Annotated in this window: 17 protein-coding genes; 10 read left to right on the top strand and 7 right to left on the bottom strand. The window is 63.8% G+C overall.

The window, feature by feature from the left end; genetic code table 11:
- Together NOX35_RS26360 and purB are read right to left on the bottom strand one after the other, a co-directional pair.
- The gene (locus tag NOX35_RS26360) at nucleotides 1–561 is read right to left on the bottom strand and encodes a YaeQ family protein (protein ID WP_003072218.1); all 561 of its coding nucleotides are present in this window, start codon (nucleotides 559–561) and stop codon (nucleotides 1–3) included.
- Between the two features lie 191 nt (nucleotides 562–752).
- Nucleotides 753–2132 (bottom strand): adenylosuccinate lyase, encoded by a 1380-nt coding sequence (gene purB / locus NOX35_RS26355; RefSeq protein ID WP_003072221.1) that lies wholly within the window; start codon nucleotides 2130–2132, stop codon nucleotides 753–755.
- Nucleotides 2133–2302: 170 nt separating this feature from the next.
- On the opposite strand from purB, the gene NOX35_RS26350 reads away from it, so the two are divergent.
- Complete coding sequence (locus tag NOX35_RS26350) at nucleotides 2303–2920, top strand: glutathione S-transferase C-terminal domain-containing protein (protein WP_182285085.1); 618 nt, start codon at nucleotides 2303–2305, stop codon at nucleotides 2918–2920.
- Nucleotides 2921–3260: 340 nt separating this feature from the next.
- Here NOX35_RS26350 and glnE read toward each other — a convergent pair whose 3' ends face one another.
- Nucleotides 3261–6053 carry a bifunctional [glutamate--ammonia ligase]-adenylyl-L-tyrosine phosphorylase/[glutamate--ammonia-ligase] adenylyltransferase gene (glnE, locus tag NOX35_RS26345; RefSeq protein WP_256495262.1) on the bottom strand — a complete coding sequence of 931 codons (2793 nt, stop codon included), beginning with the start codon at nucleotides 6051–6053 and terminating at the stop codon, nucleotides 3261–3263.
- A gap of 183 nt (nucleotides 6054–6236) precedes the next feature.
- On the opposite strand from glnE, the gene NOX35_RS26340 reads away from it, so the two are divergent.
- The 4 genes from NOX35_RS26340 to NOX35_RS26325 are packed head-to-tail and all read left to right on the top strand — an operon-like array spanning nucleotide 6237 to nucleotide 13817.
- Nucleotides 6237–10298 (top strand): YhdP family protein, encoded by a 4062-nt coding sequence (locus NOX35_RS26340; RefSeq protein WP_256495261.1) that lies wholly within the window; start codon nucleotides 6237–6239, stop codon nucleotides 10296–10298.
- On the top strand, nucleotides 10295–11110 hold the full coding sequence (locus NOX35_RS26335) for a carbon-nitrogen hydrolase family protein (RefSeq protein ID WP_256495260.1): 816 nt from the start codon (nucleotides 10295–10297) through the stop codon (nucleotides 11108–11110). Before NOX35_RS26340 ends, NOX35_RS26335 begins: the two co-directional genes overlap by 4 nt.
- The gene (locus tag NOX35_RS26330) at nucleotides 11107–13182 is read left to right on the top strand and encodes a nitrogen regulation protein NR(II) (RefSeq protein ID WP_182285081.1); all 2076 of its coding nucleotides are present in this window, start codon (nucleotides 11107–11109) and stop codon (nucleotides 13180–13182) included. The genes NOX35_RS26335 and NOX35_RS26330 overlap by 4 nt, the downstream gene beginning before the upstream one ends.
- A gap of 5 nt (nucleotides 13183–13187) precedes the next feature.
- Nucleotides 13188–13817 carry a response regulator transcription factor gene (locus NOX35_RS26325; protein ID WP_003066795.1) on the top strand — a complete coding sequence of 210 codons (630 nt, stop codon included), beginning with the start codon at nucleotides 13188–13190 and terminating at the stop codon, nucleotides 13815–13817.
- A gap of 65 nt (nucleotides 13818–13882) precedes the next feature.
- On the opposite strand, the gene NOX35_RS26320 is transcribed toward NOX35_RS26325, so the two are convergent.
- Nucleotides 13883–14542 (bottom strand): OmpA family protein, encoded by a 660-nt coding sequence (locus tag NOX35_RS26320; protein ID WP_003066797.1) that lies wholly within the window; start codon nucleotides 14540–14542, stop codon nucleotides 13883–13885.
- A gap of 184 nt (nucleotides 14543–14726) precedes the next feature.
- Nucleotides 14727–14897 carry a hypothetical protein gene (locus NOX35_RS26315; RefSeq protein WP_003072234.1) on the bottom strand — a complete coding sequence of 57 codons (171 nt, stop codon included), beginning with the start codon at nucleotides 14895–14897 and terminating at the stop codon, nucleotides 14727–14729.
- Between NOX35_RS26315 and NOX35_RS26310 the strand changes: the two genes are divergently transcribed.
- Complete coding sequence (locus NOX35_RS26310) at nucleotides 14896–16071, top strand: murein transglycosylase A (RefSeq protein ID WP_182285080.1); 1176 nt, start codon at nucleotides 14896–14898, stop codon at nucleotides 16069–16071. The two genes, NOX35_RS26315 and NOX35_RS26310, sit on opposite strands and share 2 nt — an antisense overlap.
- Nucleotides 16072–16164: 93 nt before the next feature.
- Here the strand turns inward: NOX35_RS26310 and NOX35_RS26305 are convergent, their stop codons facing one another.
- Both NOX35_RS26305 and NOX35_RS26300 read right to left on the bottom strand, forming a co-directional pair.
- Entirely contained in the window at nucleotides 16165–17874 is a 1710-nt protein-coding gene (locus tag NOX35_RS26305; protein ID WP_182285079.1) for an MFS transporter, read from the bottom strand.
- A 221-nt stretch (nucleotides 17875–18095) separates the two neighbouring features.
- Nucleotides 18096–18578 (bottom strand): Lrp/AsnC family transcriptional regulator, encoded by a 483-nt coding sequence (locus NOX35_RS26300; protein ID WP_003072240.1) that lies wholly within the window; start codon nucleotides 18576–18578, stop codon nucleotides 18096–18098.
- Nucleotides 18579–18776: 198 nt separating this feature from the next.
- Between NOX35_RS26300 and NOX35_RS26295 the strand changes: the two genes are divergently transcribed.
- The 4 genes from NOX35_RS26295 to secF all read left to right on the top strand — a co-directional run bounded on the left by NOX35_RS26295 (nucleotide 18777) and on the right by secF (nucleotide 26007).
- Nucleotides 18777–22355, top strand: a complete 3579-nt coding sequence (locus tag NOX35_RS26295) for an indolepyruvate ferredoxin oxidoreductase family protein (RefSeq protein WP_256495258.1) — start codon at nucleotides 18777–18779, stop codon at nucleotides 22353–22355.
- A 364-nt stretch (nucleotides 22356–22719) separates the two neighbouring features.
- On the top strand, nucleotides 22720–23052 hold the full coding sequence (gene yajC, locus NOX35_RS26290; protein WP_003066810.1) for a preprotein translocase subunit YajC: 333 nt from the start codon (nucleotides 22720–22722) through the stop codon (nucleotides 23050–23052).
- An 88-nt stretch (nucleotides 23053–23140) separates the two neighbouring features.
- The gene (gene secD, locus NOX35_RS26285) at nucleotides 23141–25039 is read left to right on the top strand and encodes a protein translocase subunit SecD (protein ID WP_256495257.1); all 1899 of its coding nucleotides are present in this window, start codon (nucleotides 23141–23143) and stop codon (nucleotides 25037–25039) included.
- 11 nt (nucleotides 25040–25050) lie between these two features.
- Nucleotides 25051–26007 carry a protein translocase subunit SecF gene (gene secF / locus NOX35_RS26280; RefSeq protein WP_003072247.1) on the top strand — a complete coding sequence of 319 codons (957 nt, stop codon included), beginning with the start codon at nucleotides 25051–25053 and terminating at the stop codon, nucleotides 26005–26007.
- Nucleotides 26008–26009 lie beyond the last annotated feature (2 nt).

Here is a 26009-nt window from a genome sequence, read left to right as displayed (position 1 = left end):
TTATTTCCAGCGCGTGGGCTCGACAAACACCGTGCCCAGATTGCTGGACAGCGTGAGCTGCCCTTCCTGGATCGTGGCTTGCAGCTGCATGCTGCGCTCGGCCAGCGCACCCAGCTGCTGGGCCACTTCCGAGTCGATGTAGTGCACTTCCAGCTTGCTCTGGCGGGCCAGCTTGCCTTCCAGACCCTTCCACCAGACATGGGCGGCGTGGTTGAAGGGGTAGACCAGCATATGGTCCGACTTGTTGCAGGCCTTGGTGATGGGCTTTTCGTCGGGCTGGCCGACTTCGATCCACAGACGCTTCTGGCCGGTGTAGTCGGTGATGTGCACGTCCGGATCGTCAGGGTCGGACAAGCCAATGCCAAAGCCCAGCGTGCCGTCACCATTGCACAGGTCTTGCAGCTTCCAGGCGTTCAGCGCCAGGGCCACCAGGCGCACCATCATGCGGTCGTCGGTCTCGCTGGGATGGCGCGCCAGCGTCAGATTGTGGTCGGCGTAGTAGTTGTGGTCGATGTCGGCAATCGACAGATTGGCTTTGAAGATGGTGGACTTGATGGCCATAAAAACTTGTTGTTGGTGTGTGTTGGGCTGCTAGATCAAGTCCCAACGCGCACAGTCTTGGAAACTGGCGCGGCGCAATCAGGGGGACACCGAGCAAGGGCCGCCCCGCAGCGAGGGTGTCGTCCCCCTCCTGCCTTGCGCAGCAAAGCGAGAGAGGGGGAAGGCGCAAAGCGCCTCAGGGGGAGTTTTGCTTAAACGCGCTTGGCCAGCTCGGCTGCCTTGCCGATGTAGGAAGCAGGCGTCATGGCCAGCAGACGGTCCTTGTCGGCCTGGGGAATTTCCAGGCCGTTGATCAGGCGGTGCAGGTCTTCGGCCAGCACGGTCTTGCCGCGCGTGACTTCCTTGAGCTTTTCGTAGGCGCCCTGCACGCCATAGCGGCGCATCACGGTCTGGATGGGCTCGGCCAGCACTTCCCAGGCGTGGTTCAGGTCTTCCTGCAGGCGCTCTTCGTTGAGCTCCAGCTTGTTCAGGCCGGTCATCAGCGAGGCGTAGGCCAGCGTGGTGTAGCCGAAGGCGACGCCGATGTTGCGCAGCACGGTGGAGTCGGTCAGGTCACGCTGCCAGCGGCTGATGGGCAGCTTCTCGGCCAGATGCTTGAGCATGGCGTTGGCCATGCCCAGATTGCCTTCGCAGTTCTCGAAGTCGATGGGATTGACCTTGTGGGGCATGGTGGACGAGCCGATCTCGCCGGCCTTCAGGCGCTGCTTGAAGAAGCCCAGGGAGACATAGCCCCAGATGTCGCGCGACAGGTCGATCAGGATGGTGTTGGTGCGCGCCATGGCATCGAACAGCTCGGCCATGTAGTCATGGGGCTCGATCTGGATGGAGTAGGGCTGGAAGCTGATGCCCAGGCCCTTGGGCTCGGCGGATTCCACCACGCTCTGGCTGAAGGCTTCCCAGTCGAACTCGGGCCAGGCCGACAGGTGGGCGTTGTAGTTGCCCACGGCGCCGTTCATCTTGCCCAGGATCTTCACGCCGGCGATGTTGGCTGCGGCCTTTTGCAGGCGCACGACCACGTTGGCCAGCTCCTTGCCCACGGTGGTGGGGGAGGCGGTCTGGCCGTGGGTGCGGCTGAGCATGGGCACTTCGGCGTAGAGGTGGGCCATCTCGCGCAGCTTGGCGATGATGCCGTCGATGGCGGGCATCAGCACGGTGTCGCGGCCGACGCGGATCTGCAGTGCGTGGCTGGTGTTGTTGATGTCTTCGCTGGTGCAGGCAAAGTGCACGAACTCGGCAGCCTTTTGCAGCTCGGCGCGACCGTCGAACTTGGACTTGATCCAGTATTCCACGGCCTTCACGTCGTGGTTGGTGGTCTTCTCGATGGCCTTGATGGCGTCTGCATCGGCTTCGGAGAAATTGGCGACCAGAGCGTGCAGATAGTCGCGCGACTCGGCCGACAGCGCGGGGAATTCGGCAAAGCCGGCATCGGACAGGGCGATGAACCAGGTCACCTCGACCTGAACACGGCGGTGCATATAGCCGTATTCGCTCATGATGGGGCGCAGTGCGGACAGCTTGGCGGCGTAGCGGCCGTCCAAGGGAGAGATGGCGGTGAGGGAGGACAGGTTCATGGTGGCGCAATTGTAGGTGCGCTGCATCAGTCGCACGCAGCGCTGGGTTGCTCGGCGGCTGTGGCAGGCACGCCTACAAGCCCTGTGCGGCGGCAGCCGTGCCGTCATGCCAGCGCATAGAATCATCGCACCGGCCCGTCGCCGGTGACTCGTGTCATGGAACCGCTGCTATGAAACTAATAGGCTCCACCACCAGCCCCTTTGTGCGCAAAGTCCGCGTCGTGCTGGCCGAAAAGAAGCTGGACTATCAATTCGTCGAAGAGAACCCCTGGGAGGAAGCACTTTCACCCGGTACTGGCAATCCTCTGGGCAAGGTGCCGCGTCTGGTGATGGACGGCACGGAGGCGATGTTCGACTCGCGCGTCATCGTCGAATACCTGGACACACTTTCGCCGGTTGGCAAGCTGATTCCGGGCACGGGCCGCGAGCGCGCCGAGGTCAAGACTTGGGAGGCCCTGGCCGACGGCATGCTGGATGCCGCCGTTCTGGTGCGGCTGGAGGCCACCTGGCCCGGCCGCAGCGCAGAGCAGCGCAGCCAGGCCTGGATGGACCGCCAGATGGGCAAGGTCCGGGCCGCGCTCAAGGTCATGTCGCAGGGATTGGGCGAGAAGCCGTTTTGCTGCGGCGGCACGCATCTGACGCTGGCCGATATCAGCGTCGGCTGCGCTCTGGCCTGGCTGGATTTCCGCTTTCCCGAGATGGACTGGCGTGCCGAGCATCCGAACCTGGCCGCCTTGCTGGCCAAGCTGGCGGCGCGCCCCAGCTTTGTGAACACCGTGCCCCACTGAGTGGCTGCATGCCGTCAAAGAAAAGGCCACTCGAAAGTGGCCTTTTTTGGGGCATAAAAAAGCTGCGAAGCATCCCGAAACGAATTAAGAGAGGGAGGGAGGAGAAGCGCTCCGGGGATGGTTCAATGGGCGTACCCAAGGGCTTCGCAACTGGAAATTGGTGAATGCAGACCTGTCAGTTCATTGCACTTGACTATCAGATAAGACACTGTTGCAGAAGTTCCAGCCCCCGTGGGTTTCATTTTTGTAACAGTTTGGCAATGCCTGTAGGCAAATCTTGATGGATGCTGCCAGTGCCTCGAAAAGCGGGCGCTCACCAATTTCCAGGCCCCTGGAGCAGCTAGCTGCTTTGTGTTGAGGCGACAGGCCCGAACACCGCAGTCCAGAGCTTGAGTACCGCTTCACGCTGGACTTGGGCCTGCTCGGGTTCCAGCTGTCCGGAGCGCTCATCCAGTCTTGCCACGTGTTGCAGGCGACGGAGCTCGCGGTAGGCCTTGGCGGCTTCATAGCCCACTGCCTTGGGCAGCAGGCCCGAGTCTTCGGCGCGCTGCAGCAAGGCGATATTGCCCACATTGGCAATCAGCTCGCGGTGTGCACCGGATTCGGCCAGCACCAGGTACTGCACGGCAAATTCCACATCCACCATGCCGCCGGGGCTGTGCTTGACGTCGAACAGGCCGCCGCGTACCGGGTGGGCGCCACGCACCCGCTCACGCATGGTTTCAATCTCGCTGCGCAGTGCAGCGGCATCGCGCGGCGCGGTGATGACGGCTTCGCGCACCGCATCAAAGCGCTGATGCAGGTGCAGATCGGTCGCAGGCTCACCTGCAGGTGAGGGAAAGTCGCGGCTGCCCAGCACAAAGCGGGCTCGCGTCATGGCCTGGTGTTCCCAGGTCCAGGCGGTGTTGCTGCCGCGCTGCTGCTGGTAATTGGCATAGGACTCGAAGCTGGTCACCAGCAGGCCCGAGTTGCCGTTGGGGCGCAGCGCGGTGTCGATCTCGAACAGATCGCCTTCACCGGTCTTGACGGTCAGCCAGTTGATGAGCTTGCGCACATAGGCTGCGTAAACCTCGGGGGCGCGCTCATCGTCGTCATCGAAGACGAAGACGATGTCCAGATCGCTGCCGTAGCCGAGTTCCTTGCCGCCCAGCTTGCCGTAGCCCACGATGCCGAAACGTGGCGTATCGCGGTGGCGGTTCTTGAGCCGGCTCCAGCACCATTGGGCCGTGATGCGCAGCACGCTGTCGGCCAGGGCGCTGAGATCGTCGGCCACTTGCTCTACGGTAATGCGGCCTTCGATATCGCGTGCCAGCGTGCGGAAGACTTCGGCATGGTGGGCGCGGCGCAGCAGATTGAGCAGGGTTTCGTCGTCGTCCTCGCCCGTGGACTGCAGGGCGGCCAGGCGCATGGCCAGCTCGTGCTCGAAGTCTGCTGCGACAAAGCGCTCCTTGAGGATGGCATCGCTGGCCAGCTCATCGATCACCCCGGGGTGTTGCTGCAGGTAGCGTGCAGGCCAGCGTGCTGCTCCCAAAAGATGTAGCAACCTCTCATGAACTGCCGGGCGTTCCAGCAATAGGGCGAGGTAGCTTTCGCGGCGCAGCAAGGGTTCCAGCCACTGCAGAAAGCGTTTGGCGGCTTCCTCGCTGGACTGGCCGCTTTCGACCCATTGCGAGGTGCGTTCCACCAGCCTGAACAAACGGGCCCGCGCCTCGTCGCGCAGGCCATTGATGCGGGTATTGCTGCGCCAGTCGGCGATCTGCCCGGCCAGTGAGGGAGGCAGGGCCTCGATCAGGTCTTCGATGTCTCTGGGCGTGGGCGGTCCACCTGCCGCGCCCTTGGCGGCATTGCAGTGACCGTTGCTGCATTGCTGGGAGTCGCCGCCGAGCAAGGTGTCGAACTCCTGTGCCACCAGCTCGCGGTGCTCGTCCAGCTGGTGGAGAAAGCCGCAGGCATCGGCATAGCCCAGGGTGCGGGCAATCCACAGCAGATCATCGTCGCGTGTGGGCAGCACATGGGTCTGCTGATCGTCCAGATACTGGATGCGGTGCTCCACCTGGCGCAAGAAGACATAGGCACGGCTCAGCGCATCGGCAATCTCGGCGCTCATCAGATTGGCCTGCACCAGGCGCTGCAGCGCTTCCAGCGTGGGGCGACGGCGCAGCTCGGGGAACTGGCCGCCGCGCACCACCTGCAGCAGCTGCACGATGAATTCGATCTCGCGGATGCCGCCGCGCGAGAGCTTGACGTCGTTGGCGCGCTCGGGATGGCCCGCACTGCGCTTGGAAGCGTGGTCGCGGATCTGGCGGTGCAGGCTGCGCAGCGAGTCGAACACCGCATAGTCCAGGTAGCGGCGGAACACAAAGGGCAGCACCACGCCCCGCAGGGCCTGGACGTTGGGGGTCTGGATATCGGCCAGCGGCGCCACGATGCGGCTCTTGAGCCAGGCAAAGCGCTCCCACTCCCGGCCGTGAATCTGCAGATACTCCTCCAGCGAGGACAGCGAGACGGCGGGGGCGCCGGAATTGCCGTTGGGCCGCAGGGCCAGGTCGACGCGAAAGACAAAGCCGTGCTCGGTGGTGTCGCCGATCAGGCTGAAGATGCCTTTGACAGCACGACCGAAGTACTCGTGGTTGGAAATGACGCCGCGCCCGTCGGCCTGGCCCCGCGTGTCGCCGTCATGCTCGTAGACGTAGATCAGGTCGATATCGCTGGAGACATTGAGCTCGCGGGCACCTAGCTTGCCCATGCCTATGACCCAGAACTGGACTTCCTGACCTGTCGGCCCCTGAGGCGCGCCGTGCCGGGCATCCAGTTCGGCACGAACCTGGGTGCAGGCACGATCCAGGGCCAGCTCGGCCAGCTCGGTGACGGCCTTGGTCACCACGCCAAGAGCGGCGCCCTGTTCGCAGTCCAGCACGATGATGCGCTCCATCACCAGCTGGCGCAGCACGCGCAGTGAAGCGGAGAGATCCAGGCCGCGCGACTGCAGCGTGCCCAGGGCCTGCTCCATCAGAGACCGGTCGGGGGCTCCCGGCGGCAAGGCGTCAAACCAGTTCTCGTAACGGCGGTGAAGACGCTGCACAAAGCGCGAGTACTGGGCCGGGGAAGGAACATTGAGGGCGTTTTCTGCCATTGCTTGCTCTGGGGACTGCATGCGGACCGTAAAAAATGGTGTCAGGCAGGCAGGTAATCAGCTCGGCAACGTGTGGTTACCGAAACGCGCACGGGGGCGCCGGTCATAATTCCTGCCATTGCTAGGCCACCGATGATCGAACCGAAACCACTCCCAACTCGCCAAATTCATAGGCTGGCCAGCTTGGCACGGTGGTCTCTGGGACTGGTCCTGAGCCTGTGGCTGCTGCTGGCCACCGTGTGGGGGGTGCTCCATTTCTGGATTGTGCCGCGAATCGAACAGTGGCGCCCCGAGCTGGAATCCCTGGCCTCACGCACCCTGGGTGTACCGGTTTCCATTGGCCGGCTGCATGCTTACCGCTCGGGTCTGGTGCCGACTTTCGAGCTGGGCGATGTAGTCCTGCATGACCCTGCGAACAAGAGTGAGGCCTTGCTGCTGCCCAAGGTGGTGGTGGCGGTCTCTGCCCATTCGCTGATGACCCTGGGCGTCGAGCAGATATATCTGGAAGGGCCGGATCTGACGGTCCGCCGCGATGCCGACGGCCAGATCTTTGTGGCCGGCATTGCCGTGTCATCCGATCCGGGGCAGGGAACCGACTCCGACTGGATCTTCTCCCAGCCCGAAATCGCCATCCGCGGCGGCAAGCTGCAGTGGGTGGACGAACTGCGCAATGCCGCGCCCTTGCAACTGCTGGATGTGGATCTGGTGCTGCGCAACAAGCGCTGGCACCACTCCCTGCGGCTGGATGCCACGCCTCCGCAGGGCTGGGGCCAGCGCTTTACGGTCATGGGCAACTTCAAGGAGCCTTTGCTGTCGGTGCATGAAGGGCGTCTGGAGCGCTGGAGCGGGCAGGCCTATCTGGACTTCACGCATATCGACCTGTCGCATCTGGGCCAGTATCTGGGCCCGCAGGACTGGAAGCTGCAGCAGGGCAAGGGCTCGGTCAGGGCCTGGCTGGATGTGGATCACGGACAGCCCGTTGGCGGGGTGGCCGATGTCGCGGTGCAGGCGCTGCAGCTGCAATGGCGGGACAGACCCGAGCCCCTGGCCCTGCAGGCCTTGCGGGGGCGTTTGCGGGCCAAGAATCAGAACGGTTACCAGTTTTCCGTCCAGGGATTGCAGTTCACGGCCGATGACGGGCTGAACTGGCCCAGAGGCGATTTCAGCCTGCGCTATGTACCGACCGGCGCTTCCGAGCAGGGCAGTCAGGGCGAGCATGGCGACGTTCAGGCCGATGGCATCGACCTGGCCATTGCGGCGCAGATGCTGCAGCGTCTGCCCCTGCCGGAGTCCGTGCAGACCCAGCTCAGGGCGCTTGCGCCGGCAGGACAGCTGAGTGATCTCAAGCTGTCATGGCGCGGACCTCTGCAGCAGCTGGCGCAGTACAAGGCTTCGGGGCGCTTCGAGCAGCTGGGCTTGCGTTCCCAGGCTTCGCAGGAGGGCCCGCACAGCATAGGTATTCCCGGCGTGCGGGGCTTGAGCGGCAAGTTCAGCCTGGACCAGGACAGCGGCGAGGCCACGCTGACCAAGGCGCCGGCCGCCAATCAGGCCATGCTGAGCTTTCCCGGCGTGTTTGAAGACCCCGACATCCCGTTCGACCAGTTCGACAGCCTGGTGCGCTGGCAGTTGCTGGACAAGGGGCAGTCCATCAAGGTGCAAGTGCCCCGGCTGCGTTTCGCCAATGAGGACACGGCCGGCCAGGCCCAGGCCAGCTGGCAGTCCGGTGCTGGGACCAAGGAGCAGCCGCGCTTTCCGGGGTTGCTGGATCTGCAAGGGCAGCTCAGTCGCGCCAAGGGTGAACGCATTTATCGCTATCTGCCCCAGGATCTGGGCAGCGATGCGCTGCGCTATGTGCGCGAGGCCATCACCACGGGTCAGGCCAGCGCGGTGAACTTCCGCGTCAAGGGCGAGCTCGAGCATGTGCCGTTTGAAAAGCCGGGCAAGGGCGAGTTCCACATCAGCGCCCAGGTGCATGATGTGAACTACCAGTTCGTGCCCGGCTATCTGCTCGGGCCCGGCGAAAAGCCCTGGCCGCCGCTGACCAGGCTGTCGGGCGAGCTGGTGTTCGATCGAAACTCCATGCAGGTGCGCAAGGCCAAGGGCTTTCTGGGACATACCGCCATCGTGGTTGATGAAGCACAGGCCGGAGTGGCCGACTGGAACCTGACCGAGGTGGAGGTCAACGCCAAGGCTCATGGAGCCCTGGGCGATATGCTGAATTTGGTTCAAGGCTCTGCGCTGTCTGCGCTGACCGCCCATGCTCTGGATAGCAGCAAGGCCACGGGCAACGCCAGGCTCAGCCTCAGGCTGCATCTGCCCACCATGCATATGGAGCGCAGCAAGGTTCAGGGTGAAGTGGCGCTGGCGGGCAATACGCTGCAGCTGATGCCCGAGGTGCCCACACTCAGTCAACTGCGCGGCAATGTGCAGTTTTCGGAAACCGGCTTTCAGCTCTCGGGTGTGCAAGCCAAAGCGCTGGGCGGTGATGTGCGCATCGAGGGCGGCATGAAGCCTGCCGCCGACGCCGCCACGGCTCCGGTGCAAGTGCGCATAGACGGTATTGCCACGGCCCAGGGCCTGCGTGACGCCAAGGAGATGAGCGAACTGGTGGCTCTGGGCAGGCATCTGCAAGGCCAGGCGCGTTATGGCTTGCAGATCAAGGTGCTGCACAGCGTGCCGGAAATCAGTCTGCAGTCCGACCTGCAGGGCATGGCGGTCATGTTGCCGGCGCCCTTGGGCAAGGCCGCCGACAGCTCCCTGGCCCTGCGTGTCAACCGCACGGTGCCAGCCGTGGCCAAGCCGCTGACCGATCAGTTCAGCGTGCAATGGGGCAATCAGGCCGCCGCCTTGCTGGAGCGCGATATCAGCGGGGCTCAGGCCCGCATCACACGCGGCAGCCTGGAGCTGGTGGAGACGGGCAGGGCGGAGGCCGCTTTGCCGGCTGCCGGCCTGCAGGCCAGGGTGCAGTTGCCGGTGCTTGATCTGGATGCCTGGAGTCGTTTGTGGCCCGATGGCGCAGGGGGGGCTGCCGATAGCCCCGGTACCGAGGAAGAGAGCTGGCGCCAGTTTGTGCCGCAGCAACTGGGGCTCAAGGCGCGCGAGGTCAGGCTCCATGGCCGTTCGCTGCACGATGTATCCCTGCAGCTCAGCCATGCCAACAAGGTCTGGACCAACCAGATCCAGTCACGCGATCTGGCGGGGCGTGTGGAGTATCGCGAGCCATCTGCGCAGGAGCCGGGCGGCCTTGTCATCGCCAGGCTCTCGCGTCTGAGCATTCCCGACGGCCCGGACGAAGGGCTGGATGCTGCTGCGGAACAGACCGGCAATGTGCGCGAGTTACCGGCCTTGCAGGTCAGTGTGGACGACTTCCAGCTGGGCAAGCGTTCGCTGGGCAAGCTGGATGTGGTGGCGCGCAATCAAGGGCTGTCCGGCGGTGCGGGACAGCGCGAATGGCAGCTGTCGCGCTTCAATATCAGCACGCCCGAGGCGACGTTGACGGCCCAGGGATCCTGGGGGCTGCGCTCCAGTGACAAAAAGCACCCGGGTCAGACCCAGCTGCAGTTCCAGCTCAATCTGCGCGATGTGGGCAAGCTGCTCAATCGCTTTGACATGCCTGGCGTGGTTGCCAATGGACAGGGCCAGCTGCAGGGTGAAATCAGCTGGACAGGAGCGCCCGTGACGCCGGGGTTCAAGACCATGTCCGGCGCCGTGCATCTGGAGGTGCAAAAAGGCCAGTTCCTCAAGGCCGATCCGGGACTGGCCAAGCTGCTGGGCGTGCTCAGCCTGCAGTCCTTGCCCAGGCGACTGACGCTGGACTTCCGCGACGTGTTCCGCAACGGCTTCTCGTTCGACTTCATGCGGGGCGATGTCACCATAGAGCGCGGCATAGCCAAGACGAATAACATGCAGATGAAGGGCGTGAATGCGGCCGTGCTGATGGAGGGCTCTGCCGATATCGACAAGGAAACCCAGGACCTGCATGTGGTGGTGGTGCCGGAGATCAACGCCCTGTCCGCCTCCCTGGTTGCGACGGCCATCAATCCCGTGGTGGGGCTGAGCAGCTTTCTGGCCCAGATGATTTTGCGTGGCCCGCTGATTGCGGCCACGACCAAGGAGTTCCATATCCACGGCAGCTGGGAAGACCCGCAGGTGACCGAGCTGCCCAGGCGCAGCGTGCCCAAGGTCGGTGCCGACGATGTCGGCAAGCAGCCCGCTGCCGCTCCAAGCTCAGAGGAGAAGCCATGAAGATTGCCGCTCTACAAATGGTCTCGGGTCAGGACGTCGCAGCCAATCTGGTGCAGGCGCGCAGCCTGATGCAGCAGGCTGCCGCCCTGGGTGCGGAGCTGGTGGTGCTGCCCGAGTATTTCTGTGCTATGGGAGCCAGGGACACCGACAAGCTGGCCTACCGGGAGGTTTTTGGCCAAGGGCCGATCCAGGACTTCATGGCCGGGGCTGCCAGGCAGCTGCAGCTGTGGGTGGTGGCCGGCACGCTGCCGCTGCAGGCCGCTGACGACAGCCATGTGCTCAACACCAGCCTGGTCTATTCGCCCGGGGGCGAATGCGTGGCCCGCTACGACAAGATCCACCTGTTTCAGTTCGACAACGGGCGCGAGAGCTATACCGAGGCCGCCGTGGTGCAGGCGGGCAGCCAGCCCGTGGTCTGCGACATACAGGCCAGAAATGGCGTGAGCTGGCGCCTGGGTCTGAGTGTCTGCTATGACCTTCGCTTTCCCGAGCTGTATCGTGCGCTCAGCGCACAGGGGGCCGATCTGCTGCTGGTGCCAAGTGCCTTCACCTACACCACGGGCCAGGCGCACTGGGAGGTGCTGCTGCGGGCGCGGGCGATAGAGAACCTGGCCTATGTGCTGGCACCGGGCCAGGGCGGCTTGCATGAAAACGGTCGCCGCACCTGGGGCCACAGTCTGCTGATCGACCCCTGGGGCGAGGTGCAGAGCCTCCAGGCCAGCGGCACCGGTGTGGTGGCGGGAGAGCTCAATCGTGACCGCTTGCTGCAAGTGCGCCAGCAACTGCCGGCCCTGAGCCATCGTGTGCTGTGACTGATCCGCTGAATACCGCGCTTGACGCACTGCCCGAGGACCATCCTGCCCATTGGCCCTGGCGGCGCTGGCGCATGGCCTGGAAGCGCTGGTCGCTATGGACCTTGCTGGTGGCACTGGTGGTCAGCATGCTGGTCACCATGGTCTGGCTGGCCGGGCGCTATGAAGCATCGCAGGTGCAGGAAAAGCTGGAGCGCGATACCGCCAATGCCGTAGGCGATATCCGTGCAGCGCTGGGCCGCAATCTGCAGGACCTGCTGGCGCTGAGCGCCTACAGCAGCAAGCATGCCGCCTGGCGCGAGCATGCGACCGAGCTGCTGCAGCAGCGCCGCGACCTGATGCGCATCGAGTGGCGGGGCGAAAACATGCGCCTCATCGAGCATGCCGAGACGCCTTACCGCACCTTGCTGGTCGAGGACGAAAGCCACTTGCCCGAGCTGCATTCGGGCGAGGCACTGACCTGTACCCAGGCCAGGCGCGTCAACGGGCCGTCGTATTCGCCCAGCCGCTTCCAGCTGCTGGGCGAGGGCCTGGGCACGGAGACCATGCAGGTCTGCATGCCGTTGACGGAGAACGGCCATGTGGTGGGCTATGTTTTGGGCACCTACAGCCTGCAAGGCATTCTCCTGGCCCAGGTGGGCAAGTCCCTGCCGCGCACCCAGGAGGTTTCGTTCACCGAGCCGGACGGCACGCGTCTGGCCATGGTGGGGGCGGCCTGGCGCGGCTCGCGCATGTTCACGGCCCAGCAGTTGCTGGATTTGCCCGGCAACACCCTGGTGCTGCGCATGGACAGCTGGCATCACGCACCCAGCGTCTTTCCGAATGTGATGACGGCGCTGGTGACCGGCATGTCGATCGCGCTGGTGACCGTGGTGGTGGTGCTGGTGCGCGACAACCGCCGCCGCCTGCGCGCGGAACGCGATCTGGGCGATGCGCTGGCCTTTCGCAAGGCCATGGAGGACTCCCTGGTCACGGGCATGCGTGCACGTGATCTCCAGGGCCGCATCACCTATGTGAACCCGGCCTTTTGCAATATGGTGGGCTTCAGCGCGCAGGAGCTGCTGGGTCTCAATGTGGCGCCTTACTGGCCGCCCGAGCTGGCCCAGGAATATGTGAGCCGGCGCGATCAGCGTCTTGCCGGCTTGCTGCCCACACCGCGCCAGGGCCACGAGAGCGTGTTCATGCGCAAGGACGGCTCGCGCTTTCCGGTGCTGATTTTCGAGGCACCGCTGATCACCGCCCAGGGCCAGCACACGGGCTGGATGAGCGCCTTCATCGACATCAGCGAGCAGCGCCGCATGGAGGAGATGTCGCGTGCCTCACAGGAGCGTCTGCAGGCCACGGCACGCCTTGCGACCGTTGGCGAGATGGCCTCCATGCTCAGCCATGAGCTGACGCAGCCGCTGGCCGCCATTTCCAGCTATGCCACGGGTTCGCTCAATCTGCTGGAGCATGAGCCTGCCGACCCTCATGCCCCGCATCTCAAGGACTTGCGAATGGCTCTGGAGCGCATCAGCTTTCAGGCCGATCGCGCGGGCAAGGTCATCAAGAGCGTGCGCGATTTCGTGCGCCGGCGAGACAAGTCCAGAGAGGTGGTGCCGCCCGTGGAGCTGATCGATGCCGTCATGCCTCTGGTCTATCTGCAGGCGCACAAGCTCAATGCAACGGTGCAACTGGAGCTGGAGCCCGATCTGCCTGGGGTGCTGTGCGATGTCACCATGGTCGAGCAGGTCCTGCTCAATCTGGCGCGCAACGGCATGCAGGCCATGGACCTGCCCGAGCTCAAGGAGAGGGTGTTGACCATGGCTGTCAGGCGCAGTTCTGACGGTAATAACGCGCGTTGGGTAGAATTTTCCATCATGGACTGCGGCGCCGGCATTTCTGCGGAAGTCGCCGAGCAGCTGTTCACCCCCTTCTTCACCACGCGCGCCGAAGGCATGGGCCTGGGCCTGAGCCTGTGCCGCACGGTGGTGGAGCAACATGGTGGTCACCTTGATTACCGCCCGCACCTCCCGCAGGGCACGGAGTTTGTCTTCACGCTTCCGGCCCACAGGGAACCCAGAGAGAACTAGGCTTCATGGAACCTGTAACCGACGCTACCGTCTACGTTGTGGACGACGATGCCGATGTCCGAGAGGCATTGGCATGGCTGCTGCGTTCGCGCCGATTGCTGAGCGAGTGCTATCGCAACGCCGAAGAATTCGAGCAGGCCGTGCTGCAGACCAGCCCCGTGACGCGCCGGCCCTGTTGCCTGCTGCTCGATATGCGCATGACGGGCATGAGCGGCCTGTCGCTGTTCAACCGCATGCTGGAGCGCGGCCAGATCGAGGCCATGCCCGTGATCTTTCTGACCGGACATGCCGATGTTCCGACGGCCGTGGATACGGTCAAGCGCGGTGCCTTCGATTTTTGCGAGAAACCGTTTTCCGACAACGCGCTGGTGGACCGTGTGGAGCAGGCTCTGGCGCTGTCTGCCGAGCATCTGGCTGCCTTGCAGGCGCGCGAAGAGGTGCGCAGCCGCTTGGACGAGCTGACCGATCGGGAAAAAGACGTGATGAAACTGGTTGTCGAGGGCGTGCCGAACAAGTTGATTGCCGATCAGCTCGATATCAGCGTGCGCACTGTGGAAGTGCACCGGGCGCGAGTCTTCGACAAGATGCAGGTCAAGTCGGCCGTCGAGCTGGCCAATCTGCTGCGCAACGCCTGAGCGCAAACCTTCGCGGCATGAAAAAAGCCCCGCTTTGCGGGGCTTTTTGCTGGCTGGTGCCTGTCTTACTGAGGAGCGCGTTCACCCACGAAGATTTCCACGCGGCGGTTGCGCGCACGGCCTTCGTTGGTGGCATTGGAAGCCACGGGCTGGTGCGAGCCCATGCCCTGCACCTGGATGCGGGCGCCGTTGACGCCACGCGAGGTCAGATAGTTGCGGGTGCTCTCGGCGCGCTGCAGCGACAGAGGGTTGTTGATGGCATCGGAGCCTGTGCTGTCGGTGTGACCGATGATGCGCACTTCTGCGTTGGGGTTGTTGCGCAGACCTTCGGCAAAGCGATCGAGGATGGGGGCGAAGTTGCCCTTGATGTCGGCGCGGCCGGTGTCAAAGGAGATGTCGCTGGGGATGTCCAGCTTGAGCTGGTTGTCCGCGGTCTGTGTCACGCCCACGCCTGTGCCCTGGGTCGCGGCTTCCATTTCACGCTTTTGCTTCTCGAGGTTTTGCGACCAGATATAGGAGCCCAGGGCGCCGACACCGGCACCGATCAGTGCACCCTTGCCGGCATGGCCGCCAGCAATGGCGCCGATGGCAGCGCCGCCCAGTGCGCCCACGCCTGCACCGGTCGCAGTACGACGCGTGGTGTCCGACATGCCGCCGGTATTGGCGCAGCCGGTGATCAACAATGCAGAGGCCAGAGCGGCCGTCACAGCCATTTGCTTGCGCATAGAAAACTCCTTAGTTTGATGAACGACCCGGAGGGTCTTGCAAACCAGCTTCGCGTAAAAGCTGCAAGGCCACGAGCGTACTGCCAAGAGAAGGCAAAAAAAGTAGGACGCGGGCCAGCGAGCGGTTTCTGATGCAAAAGATTGTCACATGCAGCCCGCGCTGCAGTGGCTGCAGCGCCATGGGCTAAGCTCGATTAGAGCGATCTTGTTCGGGGTCTGCAAGCACTTCTTTGTGCGGCGCCGGCTCGACCGGGGCCGGCAACTCACCCTTTTTTCGACCTGAGAACATGGTCCACCACACAATAGCGACCAAAATGGCCAATGCCAGCAGTGCTTCAAGCAAAATCAGACCCATGAATTTCCATCTCCTGCGCCGTGCTTCACTGGCGCTGATTGTAGGAACCCTGGTGGCATGCACCACCACCAAGCAGCAAAACGACCCGGCATCGGTGCCCGAGATGGCTCCGCATGGCGGGCCGGCTTCCGCAGCCAAGCCGCCGTTCACCGCCAATGTACCGACTAAAAGCCGCTGGGTGGCGGTGGACTGGGGCGAGCTGCCCGGCGTGCCCCAGGATTCCCTGAACGAGGCCTGGAATGCCTGGATCAAGAATTGCGAGCGTCCCAGCACCGTGTTTGCCAATCTGTGCGGCGAGGTGCGAAGGCTGAGCATTGCTTCGGAAGACGAGCAGCGCAGCTGGATGATCAACACGCTGCAGCCCTATCGCATCGAAGCGACCACGGGCAGCCCCGACGGCATGCTGACCGCCTATTACGAGCCCTTGTACGAGGCGCGCCGTGTACAGGGCAACGGCTTCAACGTGCCCATCTACCAGGTCCCACAGGGCTTTGGCAAGCGCAAGCCCTGGTTCACGCGCCAGCAGATCGATACCAACCCCGAGGCGCAGGCCGCCCTGGCCGGCCGTGCCATTGCCTGGCTGCGCGACCCGGTGGACATGCTGGTGCTGCATATCCAGGGCTCGGGCCGGCTGATGCTGACCGAGGCCGACGGCCGCCAGCGCATGATCCGCGTGGCCTATGCCGGCACCAACGATCAGCCCTACAAGAGCGTGGGCCGCTGGCTGCTCGATCAGAACCTGGTGCGCGATGCCACCTGGCCCGGCATCAGTGCCTGGATTGCCGCCAATCCCTCGCGTGTCAACGAGATGCTCTGGAGCAATCCGCGCTATGTGTTCTTCCGCGAGGAGGCGCTCAACGACTTCGATGCCCAGTTCGGCCCCAAGGGAGCGCAGGGCGTGGCGCTGACGCCGGGCCGCTCCATTGCCGTGGACCGCAACAGCATCCCCTACGGCACGCCGGTCTGGCTGTCCACGCCCGGCCCCACGGTATCGCTCAACCGCCTGGTGTTCGCGCAGGATACGGGCAGCGCCATTCTGGGCGCCGTGCGCGCCGACTATTTCATGGGCTGGGGGGCCGAGGCCGGTGATGTGGCGGGCCGCATCAAGCAGCCGCTCAAGCTCTGGGCCTTCTGGCCCAAGGCCTTGGCCGGATCGGCGCCGCATCTGCGCTGATGCAGAAACAGGAGCTGCCAGCGCTTTCTGGTCAATGAATTTCAGTAAATATTTATCTGAAATCATTGTGTTGAAAGCGCTGGAAGCTCTCTTTTAGAGAGCGTCGGTGAAGTAGCGCTGCACCACGGGCGGCTCCTTGCCCTTGTGAAAGCTCAGCTTGCGGTCGCGCAGCGCCACATCGGCCGTCGTCACGCGCTCGAAGCGGCGCAGGTGCTCGGTCCAGGACTCGTCGGTGATCTGCTCCACGAAGCGCTCGGGCTGGCTCATGCTGTGCAGCAGGCTCCAGGCCAGCGCGCCCTGGCGCAGGCGGCTGCGCCGGCTCAGCTGCATCAGATCGCGGAAGGCGCCGGCCCTGGCCGGGTCGATCAGGTACTCGATGGTCACCACCACGCGGCCGGCTTCGGGCGGCAGCGCGGCTGTCGGCGGCGTGAAGGCGCGCGAAGGGCTGAGGTCTTCCTCGATGTCGCGGTCCGGGTTCAGGCGCTGCACGATCAGCAGCGCCGTCAGCCCGCTGACGGCGGCCACGGCCATGCTGATCTGCACCGAGCCCAGGCTGGCGACCTTGCCCCAGATGGCGGCGCCGATGGCCGTGCTGCCCATGATGGACATCTGGTAGATGGACATGCCACGTGCCCGCACCCAGTTGGGCAGGGCCATCTGCGCGGCCACGCCCAGCGTGTTGGCCGTGGCCAGCAGGGCCAGGCCCGAGAGCATCATGCCCGGCACGGCCACGGCGATATGGGGGGCGAAGGCCACGGTCAGCGTGGCCAGGCTTTGCGCGGCCACGCCGGCCAGCACCGTGCGCTCGCCTGACAGCATCTGGCGTATGCGCGGCAGCAGCATGGCGCCCAGGATGGCGCCCGCGCCCATGGACGCCAGCAGCAGCGTGAAGGTGCCGGCGCTGCCGCTGCTGGCCGTGCCGTGGTCCAGGCGCTGGGCCGTCAGCGGCAGCAGCGCCATGATGGCGGCGGCCTGCAGAAAGTAGCAGACGGTGCGCAGCAGCACGGCATGCATGCGCGGCGACTCCTGGATGAACTGCAGGCCCACGCGCATGGCCGAGCCCAGGCGCTCGCGGCCCAGCGGGTTGGCGGGCTGCTGGCGTTTCCAGCGCAGCAGCACAAAGCCCGAGACGATGGACAGAGCTGCGTTGAGCACGAACACCCAGGCGCTGCCCAGGCTGGCGATGACGGCCCCGGCCACCAGCGGGCCGATGATGCGCGAGGCATTCATGGCCACGCCGTTGAGCGCCATCGCAAAAGGCAGGTGGTGCTTGGGCACCAGCTCGGGGATCAGCGCGGAGAACACCGGCCAGCGCATGGCCAGGCCGATGCCGTTGGCAAACACCAGGGCCAGCAGCAGATAGGGCGTCAGCTGGCCCGAGAGCACGGCCAGACACAGCAGCAGCGCCACGGCAGCCACCCAGAACTGGGTGACGATGAAATAGCGGCGCCGGTCCAGGATATCGGCCAGCGCGCCACTGGGAAGGGCCAGCAGCATGACCGGCAGGGTGGAGGCCGACTGCACCAGCGCCACCAGCACGGGCGAGGTGGTCAGCGATGTCATCAGCCAGGCGGCCGCCACATCGTTCATCCACATGCAGATATTGGCCGTCATCCAGATCATCCACAGCATGCGGAAGGTGGGTGTGGCCAGTGGTGTCCAGACGCCCGGGGCCGCGGCAGGCGGCGCGCCTCCGTCATGCATGGCCGAGGGATCTTCCAGCAGCTTGCCTGCAGGGACCTGGCCGGATTCTGAAATTATTGGATTTTGGGGAGCGCGTGCTGCGGAATCATCGTGGGCCATGGGACACGATTCTGTAGCAGGAAAGTTGTGCTGACAAATACGTAGTTTCTCAAACCTGCCCGGCCCGGCGCCCAGTGATGCTCATGCGCTGGATGCTATTGATAAGTGAGCTTTTAGCGCTTGATGGACAAGGATTTCAATATGGATTGAATCTGCATTTGCGATGAACCAAGCGGCATATGCTTCACTTTTGAGTGCCGCCGGGCTGGCGCGGGCGGCACTCAGGCGTGCGTCAGCGTGCTGGGCAGCGGCAGCGCGCTGCTGGACTTGACCTCGCCCAGCGAAAAAATCGTGTGCACGTCTTTGACGTTAGGCAGGCGCAGCAGCACATTGCGCACGAAACCGGAAAAGCTCTCCAGATCCCTGGCCACGACCTGCAGCTCGAAGGTGCCCGCGCCGCTGATGTAGTGGCAGGTGGTGACCTCGGGCAGCAGGCGAATGGCTTCCTCCATGCGCAGCGTGATGTCGGCGGTGTTCTGTGCGGCATCCACGCGCACAAAGGCCAGCACGCCCAGGCCCAGCTTGTGGCGGTCCAGCGTGGCGTGATAGCCGGTGATATAGCCCGACTCCTCCAGCGCGCGCACGCGCCGCCAGCAGGGCGCGGCGGACAGGCCTACACGCTGGGCCAGCTCGGCATTGGTCAGGCGGCCATCCATCTGCAGCTCATTCAGGATGGCCCAGTCGAAGCGATCAAGTTGGTTCATGATTCGCAATTTACAGCAATATTCTTTCAAAAACTAGGTTAATCCCGGCAATAAAAAGAAAGCTCTATTCGGGGTGTTTTCCTTAAACTTTGCTCAAACAAGTTGCGTTCCGTGCCTCTGGCGCAGGAATGCCCAAAGCAATATGCTGCTCTGGTAGCCAACAGCTGCCACGGGTGGTCACCCACATGGAGACAAGCCATGAATGCCCCTTTGCCCGATGAAGTCCGTCGCGCCCTGGAGTCTGTGACTCTGGACGACAAATATTCCCTGGCCCGCGGCCGCGCCTTTATGAGCGGTGTGCAGGCCCTGGTCCGCCTGCCCATGCTGCAGCGGCTGCGCGATGCGCAGGCCGGGCTCAATACCGCGGGCTTCATCAGCGGCTATCGCGGCTCGCCCCTGGGCACCTACGACCAGTCCCTGTGGGCGGCCAAAAAGCATATGGAGGCGAATCACATCGTCTTTCAGCCCGGTGTGAACGAAGAGCTGGGCGCCACGGCCGTCTGGGGCACGCAGCAGCTCGATCTCTATCCCGAAACCAAGAAGTTCGACGGTGTCTTCGGCATCTGGTATGGCAAGGGGCCGGGCGTGGACCGCTGCTCCGACGTGTTCAAGCACGCCAATATGGCGGGCACGGCCAGGCATGGCGGCGTGATTGCGATTGCGGGCGACGACCACATCAGCAAGTCCTCCACGGCCGCGCACCAGAGCGACCACATCTTCAAGGCCTGCGGCACGCCGGTTTTCTTCCCCAGCAATGTGCAGGACATCCTGGACATGGGCCTGCATGCCTTTGCCATGAGCCGTTTCTCGGGCCTGTGGTCGGGCATGAAGACGATCCAGGAGGTGGTGGAGTCCTCTTCCTCGGTGCTGGTGGACCCGGATCGCGTCAACATCATCCTGCCCGAAGACTTTCAGATGCCGGACGGCGGCCTGCATATCCGCTGGCCCGATCCGCCGCTGGAGCAGGAAGCGCGGCTGATGAACTACAAGTGGTACGCAGCCCTGGCCTATGTGCGCGCCAACAAGCTCAACCACAACGTGATCGAGGGGCCGAGCGACCGCTTCGGCATCATCGCCAGCGGCAAGGCCTATAACGACACGCGCCAGGCCATGGCCGACCTGGGGCTGGACGAGGACACCTGCCACCAGCTGGGCATCAGGCTGCACAAGGTCAACGTGGTCTGGCCGCTGGAGGCCACGATCACGCGCGATTTCGCGCGCGGCCTGCAGGAGATTCTGGTGGTCGAGGAAAAGCGCCAGGTCATCGAATACCAGATCAAGGAAGAGCTCTACAACTGGCGCTACGACGTGCGCCCCAATGTGGTGGGCAAGTTCAGCGACGAGCATGGTGGCGAATGGTCGCTGCCCAACCCCAGCACCGACTGGCTGCTGCGCCCCACGGCCGATCTGACTCCCGCCATCATTGCGCGCGCCATTGCCCAGCGCCTGAACAAGCTGGGCGTGCCCGAGCATGTGCAAACGCGCATGCAGCAGCGTCTGGCCGTGCTCGACGCCCGCGAAGCGGCGATCAAGGCGGCCAAGGAAGTCTCGACCGGCGACCGCACGCCCTGGTTCTGCAGCGGCTGCCCGCACAACACCTCGACACGCGTGCCCGAAGGCTCGCGCGCCGTGGCCGGCATCGGCTGCCATTACATGACCACCTGGATGCCCGACCGCCGCACCAGCACCTTCACGCAGATGGGCGGCGAGGGCGTGACCTGGGTGGGGCAGGCGCCTTTCACCAAGGAAGCCCATGTCTTCGCCAATCTGGGTGACGGCACCTACTTCCACAGCGGGCTGCTGGCGATACGCCAGAGCATTGCCGCCGGCACCAACATCACCTACAAGGTGCTCTACAACGATGCCGTGGCCATGACGGGCGGCCAGCGCGTGGGAGAGCGGCCCGAAGGCCATTCGGTGCTGCAGATCATGAACAGCCTGCTCTCCGAAGGCGTGGGCAAGCTGGTCATCGTCACCGACGAACCCGAGAAATACGATGGCGTGAAGCTGGGCGAGGGCGTGACCGTGCACCACCGCGACGAGCTGGATGCGATCCAGCGCCAGTTCCGCGAGCTCCAGGGCTGCACGGCCATCATCTACGACCAGACCTGCGCCACCGAAAAGCGCCGCCGCCGCAAACGCGGCACGCTGAGCACGCCCGACAAGACCGTGGTCATCAACGAGCTGGTCTGCGAGGGCTGTGGCGATTGCTCGGTGCAGTCCAACTGCCTGTCGGTGGAACCCGTGGAGACCGAGTTCGGCCGCAAGCGCCGCATCAACCAGAACAGCTGCAACAAGGACTATTCCTGCGTCAAGGGCTTCTGCCCCAGCTTTGTCACCGTCGAAGGCGGTCAGCTCAAGAAGCCCAGGCAGGAGAAGAAGGGCAGCCTGGAGGCCCTTCCCCATATTCCCGAGCCCGTCCTGCCCGTGGCCGAGCAGGCCTGGGGCATCGTGGTGGCCGGTGTCGGCGGCACGGGCGTGATCACCATCGGTTCGCTGCTGGGCATGGCCGCACACCTGGAAGGCAAGGGCGTGGTCACCCAGGATGCGGCCGGTCTGGCGCAAAAAGGCGGCTCCACCTGGAGTCATATCCAGATCGCCAACCGCGCCGATGCCATCTACACCACCAAGGTGGACATGGCCAAGGCCGATCTGGTCATAGGCTGCGACCCCATCGTGGCGGCCACGCCCACCACCTTGTCCGTGATGCAGCCGGGGCGCACCTATGTGGCGCTCAACAGCCATGCCGCACCCACGGCCACCTTCGTGGGCAATCCCGACTGGCAGTCGCCTGCCGCACGCTGCGCCACGGCGCTGGCCGAGGCCGTGGGCCAGGGCGCCCTGGGCAGCTTCGACGCCGAGAAGGCCTCCACGGCCTTGCTGGGCGACAGCATCTACGCCAACCCCATGATGCTGGGCTACGCCTGGCAAAAGGGCAGGGTGCCGCTCAGCCATGCCTCGCTGATGCGCGCCATGGAGCTCAACGGCGTGCAGGTGGCGCGCAACCAGGAGGCCTTTGAATGGGGCCGCCGCTGCGCCCATGATCTGGAGGCCGTGCGCGCTCTGTATCAGGCATCGCAGGTGATCCAGTTCGTCAAGAAGCCGTCGCTGGAGGAAATGCTGGACAAGCGTGTGGAGTTCCTCACGGCCTACCAGAACGCGGCCTATGCCCGGCAGTACCGCGATTTCGTGGCCAAGGTGCGCGCCGCGGAGGAGCCGCTGGCGCATGGCACGCGCCTGTCCCAGGCCGTGGCGCGCTATCTGTTCAAGCTCATGGCGTACAAGGACGAGTACGAGGTGGCGCGTCTGCACACCGATGCGGCCTTCACCCAGAAGATCAGCGACATGTTCGAGGGCGACTACAAGCTCGTCCATCACCTGGCGCCCCCCGGTTTTGCCAAGAAGGACGAGCAGGGCCATCTGCTGAAAAAGTCCTATGGCCCCTGGATGCGCAAGGCCATGGGCTGGCTGGCCGGCATGAAGGGACTGCGCGGCACGGCGCTCGATCCCTTCGGTCGCACCGAGGAGCGCCGTACCGAGCGCGCCCTGATCGTCGAATACCGCCAGTGCATCGAAACCCTGCTGACGGGCTTGACGGCCGACAAGCTGGCGCTGGCCGTGGAGATCGCCTCCATCCCCGAAGACATTCGAGGCTACGGTCATGTCAAAGAGCACCATCTGGCGGCTGCGCGCATCAAGTGGCAGTCCTTGATGACTCGCTGGAATGGCTCGGCTGTACCTGCTGCGTCAGCGGTCAAGCTGATGGCAGTGAACTAATTGCGCCGAGGCGCATCACAACAAGGCCGGGGCGACCCGGCCTTTGTATTCAGGCCAGAGGCGATGCTGGCAGTGGGCTATCTGGATTTGATAGCTGCCAGCGCCTGTATTGAGTGATATTCAAATATAAAACAATCACAGAACAATACAGGCAATGCGCTGATAGCTATGCTTTTTGCAGGCTTTGTTGATGTGGGACGGGAGGTCCCCATCGCATCAGGGAATGCCTGTGCTGCGCGGCAGCCCATGCCAATCTTGGGTACAAGCCAGCCGAATACAATGTCCCGCTGACCTGGCGAGATCGCGCAAGTGCGCGCCTGCCGGGACCTATTCCTGACAAATTCACTCTTTCGGAGTCTTTTTCGTGTTCATTTCTTCTGCTTTCGCCCAGACCGCTCCTGCCGCCGCTGCTGAAGGCGGCTTCATGGGTTCGCTCACCGGCATGCTGCCTCTGGTGCTGATGTTCGTGGTGCTGTACTTCGTGATGATTCGTCCCCAGATGAAGCGCCAGAAGGAACACCGCTCCATGATCGACGCGCTGGCCAAGGGTGATGAAGTGGCTACCGCCGGCGGCATCATCGGCACCGTGACCCGCATGGCCGAGCAATTCATCTACATCGAAGTGGCTTCCGGCGTGGAAGTCCAGATCCAGCGCTCCGCTGTGGTGCAAGTGCTGCCCAAGGGCACGGCCAAGTAAGCCTGTCCGCTGTGGATTTTGAGGGGTACGGCGCTCGACCAGAGTGCGCGTACCCGTTGTGCGTTGCTGTAAAAAAAAGAGCGCGATCATGAACCGATACCCGGTCTGGAAGTACGCGATCATCGTGATCGCGCTGCTGGTGGGGGTGCTCTACACCCTGCCCAATTTCTTTGGTGAAGCGCCTGCCGTGCAGGTGTCCTCGGCCAAGTCCACCGTCAAGGTGGACAACGCGGTGCTGCAAAAGGTGGAATCCGCCTTGAGCGCGGCCAGTGTCAAAGCCACATCGATGTCGCTGGAAGGCTCCTCGGTGCGCGCCCGCTTCGATACGCCCGACGAGCAGCTCAAGGCCAAGGACGTCATCCAGAAGGCCCTGATCTCCGACCCCACCGACCCTTCCTACATCGTGGCGCTGAACCTGGTGTCGCGCTCGCCCGACTGGCTGACGGCCATCGGCGCCAAGCCCATGTATCTGGGTCTGGACCTGCGTGGCGGCGTGCACTTCATGCTGCAGGTGGACATGGCGGCGGCCCTGACCAAGAAGGCCGAGAGCTATGCGGGCGATCTGCGCTCTTCGATGCGCGACAAGAATATCCGCCATGGCGGTGTCAGCCGCGACGGCAACAACGTCACCATCCGCGTGCGCGACGAAGCCACGCTGACGGCGGCGCGCAATCTGATCGCGGACCAGTTCCCCGATCTGGCGGCCACTTCCACGCCTGACGGCACGGGCTTCAAGCTGGTAGCCTCGATCAAGCCTGAAGCTCTGCGCAAGGTGCAGGAGCAGGCGCTCAAGCAGAACATCGTCACGCTGCACAACCGTATCAACGAACTCGGCGTGGCCGAGCCAGTGATCCAGCAGCAGGGCCTTGACCGCATCGTGGTGCAACTGCCCGGCGTGCAGGACACGGCCAAGGCCAAGGACATTCTGGGCCGTACTGCCACACTGGAAGTGCGCATGGTGGACGAGTCCGCCGAAGCGCGTGCTGCCGAGATGGGCTCCGGCCCCGTGCCTTTCGGCTCCGAGAAATACCTGGACCGCAACGGCCAGAGCATCATCGTGCAAAAGCAGGTGACGCTGACCGGCGAGAACCTGACGGATGCCCAGCCCGGCTTTGACAGCCAGACCCAGGAGCCCACCGTCAACCTGACGCTGGACGCCAAGGGCGCGCGCATCTTCAAGGACGTGACGCGCGAGAACGTGGGCAAGCGCATGGCCATCATCCTGTTCGAAAAGGGCAAGGGCGAAGTGGTGACGGCTCCCGTGATTCGTGGCGAAATCGGCGGCGGCCGCGTGCAGATCTCGGGTCGCATGACTACGGCTGAAGCCAACGACACCTCGCTGCTGCTGCGCGCCGGTTCGCTGGCTGCGCCCATGGAGATCATCGAGGAATACACCATCGGCCCAAGCCTGGGTGCCGACAACATCGACCGCGGTATCCACTCCGTGGTCTGGGGCATGGTGGCCGTTGCTGCCTTCATGTGTGTCTATTACATGCTGTTCGGCGTGATTTCCACGATCTCTCTGGGCATCAACGTGTTGCTGCTGCTGGCCATTCTGTCCATGCTGCAGGCCACGCTGACCCTGCCCGGCATTGCCGCCATGGCGCTGGCGCTGGGTGTGGCCATCGACTCGAATGTGCTGATCAACGAGCGCATTCGCGAAGAGCTGCGTGCCGGTGCCTCGCCCCAGGCGGCGATTCATGCCGGTTACGAGCATGCCTGGCACACCATCCTGGACTCGAACGTGACCACGCTGATTGTGGGTCTGGCACTGCTGGCCTTTGGTTCTGGGGTGGTGCGTGGCTTTGCCGTGGTGCACTGCATCGGCATTCTGACCAGCATGTTCTCGGCCGTGTTCTTCTCGCGTGGCCTGGTCAATCTCTGGTACGGCGGTCGCAAGAAGCTCAAGAGCCTCGCCATCGGTCAGGTCTGGAAGCCTGAGGGTGAAGGTCACCGTTCCGTGGCCGGTCGCGGCGGCAACAATTAAGGAGGAAGATCATGGAGTTCTTCCGCATCAAAAAAGACATTCCGTTCATGAAGTACGCGTTGGTCTTCAACGCGATCTCCTTCATCACCTTTGCACTGGCCGTTTTTTTCCTGTTCTCGCGCGGCCTGCATCTGTCCGTGGAGTTCACGGGCGGTACGGTCATGGAAGTGGCCTACACCCAGCCTGCCGACATCGGCAAGGTGCGTGAAACCGTTTCCAAGCTCGGCTATGCCGATGTGATCGTCCAGAATTTCGGTACATCCAAGGATGTGATGATTCGTCTGCCCGTGCAAAAGGGCGTGACGACTGCTCAGCAAAGTGAGCGCGTGATCACTGCACTGAAGGCCGAGGATGCCGAGGTCACGCTGCGCCGCACCGAGTTTGTCGGCCCGCAGGTGGGCGATGAGCTGATGCACAACGGCCTGATGGCGCTGGGCATGGTGGTGCTGGGCATCATCATCTATCTGGCCTTCCGCTTCGAGTGGAAGTTCGGTGTGGCGGCCATCATTGCCAACTTGCACGACGTGATCATCATCCTGGGCTTCTTCGCCTTCTTCCAGTGGGAGTTTTCGCTCTCCGTGCTGGCAGGCGTGCTGGCCGTGCTGGGCTACTCGGTCAATGAGTCCGTGGTGATCTTCGACCGTATCCGCGAAGCCTTCCGCAAGTTCCGCAAGCTCAGTACCCACGAGGTGATCGACCACGCCATCACGTCGACCATGAGCCGGACCATCATCACTCACGCTTCGACCGAAGCCATGGTGCTGTCCATGTTCTTCTTTGGCGGCCCCAGCCTGCATTACTTTGCGCTGGCGCTGACGATCGGTATCTTGTTCGGTATCTATTCTTCGGTGTTCGTGGCGGCTGCCATTGCCATGTGGCTGGGCGTCAAGCGCGAAGATCTGGTCAAGGCTCCAGCCAAGCCCGGGTCGCAAGATCCCAATGATCCCAATGCGGGAGCCGTGGTCTGAAG

The organism is Comamonas sp. C11 (genome assembly GCF_024496285.1).
Taxonomy (GTDB): Bacteria; Pseudomonadota; Gammaproteobacteria; order Burkholderiales; family Burkholderiaceae_C; genus Comamonas; species Comamonas testosteroni_F.
The sequence above is the reverse complement of the archived record's forward strand: the minus strand, read 5'-3'. Positions and strand labels throughout refer to the sequence as shown.

Excerpts from the sequence above, each read along its gene's own strand:
- NOX35_RS26315 (WP_003072234.1), bottom strand. The coding sequence starts at position 14,897 with ATGGGTCTGATTTTGCTTGAAGCACTGCTGGCATTGGCCATTTTGGTC.
- glnE (WP_256495262.1), bottom strand. The coding sequence starts at position 6,053 with ATGGCAGAAAACGCCCTCAATGTTCCTTCCCCGGCCCAGTACTCGCGC.
- NOX35_RS26300 (WP_003072240.1), bottom strand. The coding sequence starts at position 18,578 with ATGAACCAACTTGATCGCTTCGACTGGGCCATCCTGAATGAGCTGCAG.
- NOX35_RS26310 (WP_182285080.1), top strand. The coding sequence starts at position 14,896 with ATGAATTTCCATCTCCTGCGCCGTGCTTCACTGGCGCTGATTGTAGGA.
- secF (WP_003072247.1), top strand. The coding sequence starts at position 25,051 with ATGGAGTTCTTCCGCATCAAAAAAGACATTCCGTTCATGAAGTACGCG.
- NOX35_RS26350 (WP_182285085.1), top strand. The coding sequence starts at position 2,303 with ATGAAACTAATAGGCTCCACCACCAGCCCCTTTGTGCGCAAAGTCCGC.
- NOX35_RS26305 (WP_182285079.1), bottom strand. The coding sequence starts at position 17,874 with ATGGCCCACGATGATTCCGCAGCACGCGCTCCCCAAAATCCAATAATT.
- secD (WP_256495257.1), top strand. The coding sequence starts at position 23,141 with ATGAACCGATACCCGGTCTGGAAGTACGCGATCATCGTGATCGCGCTG.
- purB (WP_003072221.1), bottom strand. The coding sequence starts at position 2,132 with ATGAACCTGTCCTCCCTCACCGCCATCTCTCCCTTGGACGGCCGCTAC.
- NOX35_RS26335 (WP_256495260.1), top strand. The coding sequence starts at position 10,295 with ATGAAGATTGCCGCTCTACAAATGGTCTCGGGTCAGGACGTCGCAGCC.
- NOX35_RS26325 (WP_003066795.1), top strand. The coding sequence starts at position 13,188 with ATGGAACCTGTAACCGACGCTACCGTCTACGTTGTGGACGACGATGCC.
- NOX35_RS26320 (WP_003066797.1), bottom strand. The coding sequence starts at position 14,542 with ATGCGCAAGCAAATGGCTGTGACGGCCGCTCTGGCCTCTGCATTGTTG.
- NOX35_RS26360 (WP_003072218.1), bottom strand. The coding sequence starts at position 561 with ATGGCCATCAAGTCCACCATCTTCAAAGCCAATCTGTCGATTGCCGAC.
- NOX35_RS26295 (WP_256495258.1), top strand. The coding sequence starts at position 18,777 with ATGAATGCCCCTTTGCCCGATGAAGTCCGTCGCGCCCTGGAGTCTGTG.